General features: G+C 63.1%; 8 protein-coding genes. 2 read left to right on the top strand and 6 right to left on the bottom strand.

What is annotated here, in order from left to right:
- Nucleotides 1-287, top strand: a 287-nt coding sequence (locus tag Q390_RS19430) for an RNA-guided endonuclease InsQ/TnpB family protein (RefSeq protein WP_084153819.1), incomplete at its 5' end; no start/stop codon positions are given.
- Between the two features lie 507 nt (nt 288-794).
- Here Q390_RS19430 and Q390_RS17940 read toward each other — a convergent pair.
- From Q390_RS17940 to Q390_RS0107660, 6 genes are all read right to left on the bottom strand, one after another.
- On the bottom strand, nt 795-2,849 hold the full coding sequence (locus Q390_RS17940) for a putative bifunctional diguanylate cyclase/phosphodiesterase (protein WP_245606879.1): 2,055 nt from the start codon (nt 2,847-2,849) through the stop codon (nt 795-797).
- Nucleotides 2,831-3,130, bottom strand: a complete 300-nt coding sequence (locus Q390_RS19095; RefSeq protein ID WP_027995531.1) for a hypothetical protein — start codon at nt 3,128-3,130, stop codon at nt 2,831-2,833. Before Q390_RS19095 ends, Q390_RS17940 begins: the two co-directional genes overlap by 19 nt.
- Nucleotides 3,127-6,192, bottom strand: a complete 3,066-nt coding sequence (locus Q390_RS17930) for a chemotaxis protein CheB (RefSeq protein WP_084153818.1) — start codon at nt 6,190-6,192, stop codon at nt 3,127-3,129. The genes Q390_RS19095 and Q390_RS17930 overlap by 4 nt, the downstream gene beginning before the upstream one ends.
- A gap of 225 nt (nt 6,193-6,417) precedes the next feature.
- On the bottom strand, nt 6,418-7,347 hold the full coding sequence (locus tag Q390_RS0107670) for an MBL fold metallo-hydrolase (protein ID WP_027995530.1): 930 nt from the start codon (nt 7,345-7,347) through the stop codon (nt 6,418-6,420).
- Between the two features lie 25 nt (nt 7,348-7,372).
- The gene (locus Q390_RS0107665; RefSeq protein WP_027995529.1) at nt 7,373-9,070 is read right to left on the bottom strand and encodes an AMP-binding protein; all 1,698 of its coding nucleotides are present in this window, start codon (nt 9,068-9,070) and stop codon (nt 7,373-7,375) included.
- Nucleotides 9,071-9,141: 71 nt separating this feature from the next.
- Nucleotides 9,142-9,882: an FFLEELY motif protein gene (locus Q390_RS0107660; protein ID WP_027995528.1), complete on the bottom strand. Its 741-nt coding sequence runs from the start codon at nt 9,880-9,882 to the stop codon at nt 9,142-9,144.
- A gap of 70 nt (nt 9,883-9,952) precedes the next feature.
- Between Q390_RS0107660 and Q390_RS0107655 the strand changes: the two genes are divergently transcribed.
- On the top strand, nt 9,953-10,873 hold the full coding sequence (locus Q390_RS0107655) for an esterase/lipase family protein (RefSeq protein ID WP_027995527.1): 921 nt from the start codon (nt 9,953-9,955) through the stop codon (nt 10,871-10,873).
- The last annotated feature ends 15 nt before the right edge of the window (nt 10,874-10,888 follow it).

Below are 10,888 nucleotides of genomic sequence, written 5' to 3'. Positions count from 1 at the left end.
CCAAGAGCACGCTGGACGCGGGCTGGGCCATGCTAAAGACAATGTTGGAATACAAGAGCCATCAGGCCGGTGTTGTCTTTGAGGTAGTGGGCGAAAGCTATACAACCCAAACTTGTTCGTGCTGCGCAGTTATTCCCGCCAGCAGTCCGAAAGGTAGAGCAGGACTTGGAATAAGAGAATGGACTTGCAGCGAATGTGGCACGGCACACGACCGGGACACGAATGCAGCCAAGAACATTCTCGCGGCGGGACATCGCCGTCTGGCAGCAGGAATCACCGTCCTTTAGGGCGGTGAGGATGTCAAACGGAGAAGATCAGTGAGGGCGAGTCGTTTTGGCTGATGGGTCTGCCCGTCCCCGCCGAAGCCGGCTACATCAGCCTGTCGATGGGGCCCGGCCACTGCGTGACAGTGGCGGAATCATCCATCCTTGAAGTGGCCAAAGAGTGCGACCAATACCTGGTTCGCGTCAAAGCCGGGACTGCGGCGCTTGCCCGCTCTGAAGCGGTCATCACGCTCCAAGAAAAATGTTCCTGTTCGCACGCGCCGCATGGGTTGCACGCATCAGCGCCCGCAGCAGCACGATCCCCCGCCAGCACGACGACGACTACGGGGGGCGGGCGGGGCGGCGTCTGGAACCCTTGCAACGTTCAATGCCATTGGGAGTTGCGTTGTGGACAGAGCGGGCGATACCAGTTTTGTATTCCGGTGCCTGTCTGCACCAGCGATTGCATCTGGGTGTGAAATTTCGCCAGGCCGCCAGAGGCCAGCGCGCGCCTCATGCATGGGCGCTGAATCAACCGGCCTTGGCCTGCGTGCACCAAGCGGCATGGGGGCGCCAAGAGGCGGCCCAGGAGGGCAATTGGCTGCCGGGCATGGACGGTGCAATGCCGTTGCCCTGCGCCAGTTCGCAGCCCAGTTGCAGCAGCGCAATGCCATGCGCCTCCGTCTCCACGCCCTCGGCAATCACCTCGCGTTTGAAGGCGGCGGCCATCCCGATGACGCCTTTCAAAATGGCCATGTCGTTGGGGTCTTCCAGCATGTTGCGCACAAAGCTTTGGTCGATTTTGAGTTGGGCTACGCGCAGATTTTTCAAGTAGATAAGTGACGAGTAGCCGGTGCCAAAGTCGTCCAGCGCAAATTGCACGCCGATTTGTCGGCACGCCTCGATCAGCTGCGATATCTGCGCCATGTCGGCCAGCGCGCTGGTCTCCAGCACCTCTAGCCTCAGCTTGGCCGGGTTGACTTGCGGGTGCTTGGCAAGGATGGCTTGGAGGTGCTCAAAAAATTTGGGGTGCTGCAACTGGTAGGCGCTGATATTGACGCTCACCGGCAAGTCCAGCCCGGCGGCTTGCCAGGTCTCTATCTGGGCCAGCGCCGTGTCAATCACCCATTCGCCCACCTTTAGCGCCAGCGGGTGGTTTTCTATCGACGGCAGGAAGATGTTCGGTGCCAGCAGCCCTTGGCTCGGGTGTTGCCAGCGGATCAGTGCCTCGGCCCCGATGATGCGGCCGCTGCGCATATTCACCTTGGGCTGGTAGTGCAGCACAAATTCGCGTTGCGCCAGCGCTAGGCGAATCCGCTTCAGGCTGGCGTGGTGGCCGCGCAGGTGGCTGTCGTGTGCTGTATCGAAGACGTGGTAGCGGTTCTTCCCCGCCAGCTTGGCCTGGTACATGGCCTGGTCGGCTTGGCGCAACAGCTGATCGGCTTCCATCTCCAGCTCCTGGGGATAAAAGCTCACGCCCATGCTGGCCGTGCATTGGAGCGTGAGAGCGCCCAGTACTACCGGCGCAGCGGCGGCTTGCAGAAGGCGTGCCAGCAGGGGAACGCAACTCTCGGCGCCCTCCAGCTCCACCAGCACCGCGACAAACTCGTCGCCACCGATGCGTGCCAGCGTGTCGCCTTCGCGCAGCGCGCCTTTCATGGCGTTGGCTATGGCAATCAGCAACTGGTCGCCCACGCCATGTCCATAGCGGTCATTCACGGCCTTGAAGCCATCCAGATCGAGGTACACCACGGCCAGTTGGTCGCCGCGCCGCTGCGCATGGGCCATCGCCTGTTGCAGCCGGTCGGCCAGCAACAGGCGGTTGGGCAGATGGGTCAGTGCATCAAAGTGCGCCATGTGTTCCAGGTGGCTTTGGTGTGCCTTGAGGGTGGTGTTGTCCGAGAACAGCGCTACATATTGCTGGGTTGTGCCGTGGGCATCGCGCACGGCGCTGACGGTTTGCAGGTGGGCGTACAACTCGCCGTTTTTGCGCTGGTTCCAGATTTCCCCGCTCCAGTGGCCCTGTGTGGTCAAGGCACGCCACAGGGCGGCATGCAGCGCTGACTGCTGCAGGTCGGACTGGAGCAGGCGCGGGTTCTGGCCGATGGCCTCTTCGCGGCTGTAGCCGGTAATGCGGGTGAAGGAGGCGTTGACGTCCAGAATGGTGCCGCGCGGGTCGGTGATGAAGATGCCTTCGCGGGCATGGTCAAAGACACTGGCCGCGAGCTGGAGTTTGGCCTCAGACTGTTTGCGCGCGGAGATGTCGCTGATGGCCAGGTGCAGTATGGGCTCGCCCGCTGCGCTGGGTGCCACCGTCACGGCCAGTTGTACCCACAGGAATGCGGCTGGGCCACTGAGCGGGGCAGCGTTCTGGTGCAGACGCATGCGCAGTTCGCCGGTTTGCGGCGCACCGCCGGACAGCAGCTCTCGGTGCAGCAGGTACCAGATGTCCTGGTCCTCTGGCAGCACCCAGCGCGAGAAGGGCGCTTGCCGCATCAGCACGCTGCGCGCCACGCCCAGCAGCGTCGCCAGTGTCAGGTTGGCTTCAACGATCAGCCCAGCCTCGTTCACATTGCAGTAGCCCACCGGGGCCAGGTCGTACAGCTCGATATAGACAGCTCGATATAGCGCGCCCGCGAGGCGTCCAGGGCATCTTTGGACTGGCGCAATTCTTCGTTTTGCGTCTCCAGCTCAATCTGGTGCACATGCAATTCATGGAGCAACAACTGGGTCTGTTGCGGTGTCAGGGCGCGCACCGCCTCCAGGGTCAAATCAGCCTTGCGGTTTATCCGTCTTTCGGCCTGCGAGCGCAGTGTATGCACGCTCGTCCTGAGGGCTTTGTCCTCTGGCGGGATGGAAATGCTCATGGCTGCGCTCCAGCCGCAGCCTTGGGCTTGGCCCGCTCGGTGGTGACCACGGCGTACATCTTGCCGCTGTCATCGAGCAAGGCGGTGGAGACGATGGACACCTCCATGACCTCACCGCTGGCCGTGAGCCGCTGGGTCAGGTAGGGCTGCAAAACTTCGTTGTGGCTCAGGCTCTCCAGCACCTCCATGGTTCCGGCCCTCAAGTCCTCCGGGATGCGCTCACACACATTCATTTGCAGCGCCTGATCTTCGCTCCAGCCATACAGGCGCACGGCACCCGGGTTCCAGGCCAGCGTGCGCCCGCTGAGGTCTTGTACGGTGATGGCGTCGCGCGCGTCGCGCCCCAGCAGGCGCACTTCGTCGTTGACCTTGCGCAGGGCCTCGCGTGTGTGCACCAGCTCGGTAATGTCCACAAAAGTGATCACTGCGCCCTCGATCACGTTGTCCAGGGTGCGGTAGGGCTGGATACGCAGGGTGTAGCACTGCCCCTCGGGGGTTTTGACTTCGTGCTGCACCGGCCTCAGCGTGTCGAGCACCGAGCGGATGTCGTCCACCAGGCTGGTGTAGCCGACCAGGTTGGCGACGATGTGCGCCACGGGGCGGCCGACGTCGGAGGCGATCAGATTGATGATGGTGCTGGCCGCCGGCGTAAAACGCAGGATGCGCAACTGAAAGTCCACAAACACGGTGCCAATGCCGGTGTCGGCCAGCAGATTGTTCATGTCGTTGTTGGCGCGCGAGAGGTCGGTCACCTTGGTTTGCAACTCGCTGTTGACCGTGCTCAGTTCTTCGTTGATCGACTGCAACTCTTCTTTCGACGTTTCCAGTTCTTCATTGGTGCTTTGCAACTCCTCATTGACAGATTGCATCTCCTCGTTGCTGGACTTGAGCTCTTCGTTGGAGCTCTCCAACTCTTCACGCGTGCTTTTCAGGTATTCGTCTTTGCTGCGCAGTTCTTGCGTGAGCGCATGGATGCGGGCGTTCAGGTCGGAATCGGTGTGCACGCTGGCGTCAGCGTCAGCGACTGCTGCCACAGGCTCCTGGGCCGGCTCGGGGGCGTCTTGCAGCAGCACCAGGTACAGGCGGGCGAGATGCCCGTCGGCGCTATCGGCGGACGGGGTCGGCAGCGGATGCACGCTGACGTTGACCAGCGTGTAGTGCCCATTGGTTTTGACCCGGACAAGGGGCGCCGTGCTGGGCGCTTGTGTCGCCACCGCCTGGTGCAGGCTGGTGGACAGGGCAGTGCCTAGGCCTTTGCGGGCCATTTTGAGGATGTTTTGCACGCCGGCTTCACCGGCAGCGGGCTCCAGGTACATCCCGGTGCGCCCGTGCAGGTAAACGATGTCGCCGCCAGCATTCACCAACACGCTGGCGGGCGCCACCAGGCGCAGCAGCGACTGCTCCACCAGTTGGCGCAGTGTTAGTTGGGTGGCAAAGGCCACTTTGCGCAGGTCGCGCTGGGGCAGCGCTGCATCGCCCGTGGCCAGCGCGGGCATGAGGCGAACCAGGGAGTTGCGCTGCAAGCCCTGCAGATCTTCCTTGCGCTGGTACAGCTTGGCCTTGCGGTCTAGCACCGCAAACAAATTGTCAAACTCGCCCACGTCCTCGGAACTGCCCAAAAATAGCATGCCGCCCGGGTTGAGCGCGTAGTGAAACAGCGGGATCAGCTTTTTTTGCAGGTTGGTATCCAGATAGATCAACAGGTTGCGGCAGCAGATCAGGTCGAGCTTGGAAAACGGCGGGTCTTTGATCAGGTCTTGCTCAGAGAACACCAGCAGGTCGCGAATACGCTTTTGGATGCGGTAGCACTGGCCGCCGGGCTCCAGGGTAAAAAACCGGGCCAGCCGCTCGGCGCTCATGTCGGCCGCAATGCTGGCCGGAAACAAACCCAAGCGTGCGCTGGCAATGGCGCGGCTGTCGATGTCGGTGGCAAACACTTGCACGGCGTAGCTTTGCTTGAGGGTGTCCATGCATTCGGCCAGCAGGATGGCGAGTGAATAGGCTTCTTCGCCGGTCGAGCAGCCGGCCGACCAGACGCGCAGGATGTGGCTTTCAGACTTGGCCGCAAACAGCTGGGGGAGGATGTCGTTTTCCAGAACGGCAAAGGCTTGGGGGTCGCGAAAGAAGTTGGTCACGCCAATCAACAGGTCGCCAAACAAGGCATCGATTTCAGGCAGCGTTTGCTGCAAATATTTGACGTATGCGTCGATGCTTTCTACGTGGTGCACCGCCATGCGCCGCTCGATGCGCCGGTAAGTCGTGCTGGGTTTGTACTGCGAAAAATCGTGCCCGGTATGGGCACGCAGCAGCACAAAGATCTTCTTCAGGGCGCTTTGCACGTTGGGCGCGGTGGGCTCGCCCGAGGCCGGCAGCCGGCCAAAGACATGCGCCGCATAGGCCATGATTTGCGCGGGCATCTCTTGTGGCGCCAGCTGGTAGTCCACCAGCCCGGTAGCAATGGCGCTGTGGGGCATACCGTCAAACTCGCTGGACTCGGTGCTTTGTGCCATCACCATGCCACCGGCGTCTTTGATGGCGCGCACCCCCAGCGTGCCATCGCTGCCGGTGCCCGAGAGCACGATGCCAATCGCCAGCTCGCGCTGGTCTTTGGCGAGCGACTGGAACAAATAGTCAATCGGCAGTCGGTGCCCGCGCGCCGCGACCGGCTCCAGCAGGTGCAGCGCGCCTTGCAACAAGGCCATGTCGTAGTTGGGCGGAATGATGTAGGCGCAATTGGGTTGCACCACCACGCCGTCTTCGACCTCAAACACCTGCATACGGGTATAGCGGCGAATCAGGTCGGCCAGGATGCTTTTGTGGTCGGGCGCAAGGTGCTGCACCAGCACAAAGGCCATGTCCGGATCGCGCTCGGCGGGCATGCCGGAAAAGAAAGCCTCAAACGCCGCCAAGCCACCGGCGGAGGCACCGATGCCGACAATCGGGAAGGGGGCAGGGGAAGGCGCCACCGAAGCGATCGAGTTGGGGGCCAAAGGTGCTGAAGGGGCCGGGGCTGTAGCGCTGGGGGCTGAGAGCGATTTTTTGCTCTTGTTGCCGTGCTTCATGCAAAACCTCTCGTAGCGGCGGGTCGCTGCTGGTGCGCTGGGACTTAAAGACAGTTCCAGTCTACCGCCCGACAGTGGATTTTGGGGTTTTCTGATGTTTCATGGCCGGGCGCACGGCAGTGACGTTGCAGTCCTTGATTGCTATTAAATTTATAGCTAAAACCGCAGGTATTTAAAGGGCTAGATGCCTAAAGCACTCAAATATTGAGCTAAATCCGCATCAAATCAGACGTTGTGCAGCACATCACCTGCGCGCGCAGCGGCGCCAGAGCGCACCAAGCTATCGACCAAGCTGTGCAGCCAGGGCAGAAAATTCACGTTCGCAAAGTAGCGCGTGTGCAGCAGTGCAAAGTACGGCGTGGCCACGGCCCAAGCTTGTAATTCTTCCAGCGTGATTTGCTGCCACTCCAGCAGTTTGTATTTCAGCAGCACCTTGGCCGCGTGCAGCGCGTGTTTGGCCGGGTCGCGGGCAAAGCCGTCCAGGCGGCGGCGGGCGGCGTCCAAAGCGCGCGGCGCATCGTAAAAAATCGCGCCGTGGCCGGGGAGGACGGTGCGCGGGGCCAGGCGCTCAATCAAGTCCAGCGTGGCGCTCACTTCGGCAAAAGCGTCCTCGCCTTCCAGTTCGGGGAACACCACGCCAAAGCCGTTTTCCCACAGTGCATCGGCGGAGATCAACAGCGCATCTTGCGGCTCGAACAGCACGATGGAGTGCGGGTCGTGCCCCGGCGCAGCGTGCACTTGCCACGGGCGGTCGCCCAGCAGCACTTCGGTGCCGGGCAGGAGCGCAGCGTCGGCGCGAAACGGCGGGCATTGCTGGCCGGTGGGGCGGTAGCCCAGCGCGTCGGCGTCCCAGTCACGCACTTGGGCGAGGTGGCCGGGTGGCACAGCGGTATGCACGCCCGGCCAAGCCGCTTGCAAGGCGGCGTTGCCACCGCAGTGGTCGCTGTGCAAATGGGTGTTGAGGATGCGCTCCAGCGGGCGCCCGTGCAGCGCCGCGCCAATCAGCGCCACGCTTTGCTCGGCGTGGGTGCAGTAGCCGGTATCGACCACCGCCGTGCCCGAATGCGCGCCCCGAAAGACGATGTTGTTGGCCGACAGCCAGCCGCGCTCCAATACAGTGATTTCGGGCGGTAAGGCTTGCGGGGCGTGCGTCATGTGCTATGAATAAAGTAGTAAAAGTTCAGGTTGCGGCTTCTGCGGTGGTGCGCAGTTGGCGCCGCAGCACCTTGCCAACGTTGGTTTTGGGCAGGTCATCGCGGAACTCGATGTGCTTGGGGCATTTATAGCCGGTCATGTTGTCGTGGCAGTAACGCCGGATGTCCTGCTCGGTCAGCGCGGGGTTACTGCGCACGATGAACACCTTGATGGCTTCGCCCTGCTTCTCGTCGGCCACACCAATGGCGGCGCATTCCAGCACGCCGGGGCACAGCGAAATGGTGTTCTCGATATCGTTCGGAAAAACGTTGAAGCCGCTGACCAGAATCATGTCTTTTTTGCGGTCGATGATGCGGGTGTAGCCCTGCGCGTCCATCACGCCGATGTCGCCGGTGCGCAGGTAGCCGTCGGCGGTGAAGGCGCTGGCGTTTTCTACCGGCTGGCGGTAATAGCCGGGCGTGACGTTGGGGCCGCGCACGCAAATTTCGCCCGACAGACCTTGCGCCACGTCTTGGCCTTCGTCGTCCTTGATGGCAATGTCGATGCCCGGCAGCGGCAGGCCGATGCTGCCGTTGAAGCTGCTGTTGCCGACCGGGTTGTTGGTGCCGATGGCGCAGGTTTCGCTCATGCCCCAGCCTTCAATCATGGCGTTGCCGGTGAGTTGGTGCCACTCGCGCGCCGTGCCCTCGGAGGCGGCCATGCCGCCGGCCTGCGACAAGCACAGCGGCGAAAAGTCCAGCGCCCGAAACTGCTCGTTTTGCAGCAGCGCGTTGAACAGCGTGTTGACGGCGGGCAGCATGTGGAATGGGCGTTTTTTCAGCACCTCGACAAACTTGGGGATGTCGCGCGGGTTGGGAATCAGCGTCAAGTGCGAGCCTTGGCGGATGGTCAGCAAGCACAGCGTCAGCGCAAAAATGTGGTACAGCGGCAACGCGGCAATGCTGTTGACTTTGGCGACATCGCCCACCCTGGCCAGCGCTGGTGCGAACCAAGCCTGTGCCTGCAACGTGGCGGCAATGATGTTGCGGTGCGTCAGCACCGCGCCTTTGGACAGGCCGGTGGTGCCGCCGGTGTATTGCAAAAAGGCGATCGAGTCGAGGGTGGCGCTGCTGGGTGTGAGCTTGCGCTGCGCGCCCAAGGTCAACGCTTTTCTGAACGGTGTCAGTTGGCGCCCACCGGTCATCGGCAAGTCGTATTCCGGCACCATTTTGGCGATGTGGCGCACGGCAAAATTGATCCAGTGGCCGTAGGCAAAGCCGAGCAAGTCGCCCATCGATGCCATCACCACATGCTTTATGGGGCTGCTGTCCAGAATGCCGGTCAGGGTGTGGGCAAAGTTTTCAAGAATGACGATGACCGTGGCGCCCGAGTCTTTCAGCTGGTGCGCCAGTTCGCGCGGTGTGTACAGCGGGTTGACGTTGACGCAGGTGTAGCCGGCGCGCAGCACGGCGGCCATGGTGACGGCGAACTGCGGAATATTGGGCAGCATGATGGCCACGCGCGCGCCCGGCTCCAGTCCCTGCGCCTGCAGCCAGGCGCCTAAAGCGGCCGATTCGCGCTCCAGTTCGCCATAGCTCATCCAGCGCTCCATGCACACCGAAAACGGGTTGGCCGCGTGCTTTTGCATGGCCTCTTCGAGCAGGTGGGCGACGGAGCGGTATTGCTCCGGCGCGACGCTGTGCGGAATGCCTGCGGGGTAGTGGTTCAACCAGATTTTGTCCATGGGGGCCTGAGGAAGAGTCAAAGTGGGTTTTGGGTTTGGCCCAGATTGTTCAAGCGCCCCGGCCAAGAGGGTTACCGGGCTTCTCCCAGGGTGCGGGCGATTTCAGTCTCACAGGCGACAGGCGCGCCGTCGAACCACAGTGCGATGAGCTGTGTCTCGCGCTCTTGCACGGTGCGCAAAAAGCCTTCGACGGCGCCGTCCTGGCGTGCCAGGGCACCAAAGGTGTCAAACCCCGTCTCCAGAAAAGACTGCAGCGTGGCCAGGCCAGCCAAGCGCGCTGGCCGACGCATCAGGCGCAGCAGGGTGCGCAGGCCAGGGGTGCGCGTCAGCCGTGCCAAGTCTTGGCCGATGGCCAGCACGCTGGTCAGCTGTTGCGTGCGCCCGCTGCGCTCGCCGACGCTGCGCCAAGCGCGCAGGTAGCGTGCTGCCGGGTGCAACGTGCCGGCCTCGGCCAGCCAGGCGCAGCCCGCGGCATGGTCGAGCCGCTCGGTGAGCGCGTGCAGTTGCGCCAGCGCCACAGCGGTGTCCACGACGGCCGGGGGAAACACCGTCTGCAGGGTGCCGGCAATGCGGCCAAACTGGTCGTCGCGCTGGCTAAAGTCGTGTGGGCTGTACAGCTCGTTGAGAAAGAAGCGCGTCGCCGGCGCCACGTCCGGGTTGCGCATCAGGTCGGCATAGGTGCCGGCAAAGCGGCGCGCTTGCAGCGCCTTGATCTCGGCCACGGCCTGGTTCAGCGCCGGGTTGCCAGCGCAGTGCGCGCGTAGGCGGGTGACGTCGGCAAGGCATTGGCGGATGGTGTCGGCAGCGTCCATGGCGGGAGAATCTCTTCAGGGTCGGGAGCAGGGGGATTGCACAATGGGTTTTTCACCATAGCAGCACCCCATGATTGCCCGCATACAAAAATTCTGGATTTTGAGCACGCTCCTGGGCACGGCCGGGTGGCTGCTGTGGGCTTGGCCGCTGTCGCCGGTGGTGGCGTTGGCGGGTGCGGGGCTGACCTGGCTGATGCTGCCGCTGATGCTGGGGCTGCAGTTTTTTCTGATGCAGCGCGCCAACCGCAGCGACCCGGTGCCGCGCGCCAGCGCCCTGCAGTTGTGGCGCGCTGGCGCAGCCGAATGGGGAGCCATGCTGTGTGTGTTTGGCTGGCGCCAGCCGTTTCGCAGCCGTGCCGTGCCCGACTGGCTGCCGACCAGTGCCACGCCGGGCCAGCGCAGCAGCGTGCGCGGGGTGGTGCTGGTGCATGGCCTGTTGTGCAACCGCGGCGTATGGCTGCCGTGGCTGGAGCCGCTGCGCGCGCGCGGCCATGCCTTTGTCGCGGTCAACCTGGAGCCGGTGCTGGGGCCGATAGACGACTACGTGTCGCTGATCGAGGACGCCGTGCAGCGTGTCACCCAGGCCACCGGCCAGGCGCCGGTGCTGATTTGCCACAGCATGGGCGGCATGGCGGCGCGCGCCTGGTTGCGCGCGTACCAAGCCAGCCACGCCGAGGCGCGCGTACACCGCGTCATCACCCTGGGCACACCGCATGGCGGCACCGAGCTGGCGCGCTACAGCCAGGCGGCTAACGGCCAGCAGATGCGCCGCGCCAGTGACTGGCTGCGCGAACTACAGCGCAGCGAGCCGCCAAAGCGGGCGGCGCTGTTCACCTGCTGGTATTCGAACTGCGACAACCTGGTGTTTCCGGCCAGCACCGGGCTGCTGCCCGGCGCCGAAGCGCGCTTTCTGCCCGGCGTGGCGCATGTGCAGATGGCCAGCCATGCGCCGCTGATCAGCACCTGCCTAGAGATACTGCAGCGCGACTGAATAGCAGTAAAAAAT

This window comes from Simplicispira psychrophila DSM 11588 (genome assembly GCF_000688255.1).
Classification (GTDB): domain Bacteria; phylum Pseudomonadota; class Gammaproteobacteria; order Burkholderiales; family Burkholderiaceae_C; genus Simplicispira; species Simplicispira psychrophila.
Note: the sequence above shows the minus strand (reverse complement) of the source record. Positions and strands in the feature narration are given on the sequence as shown.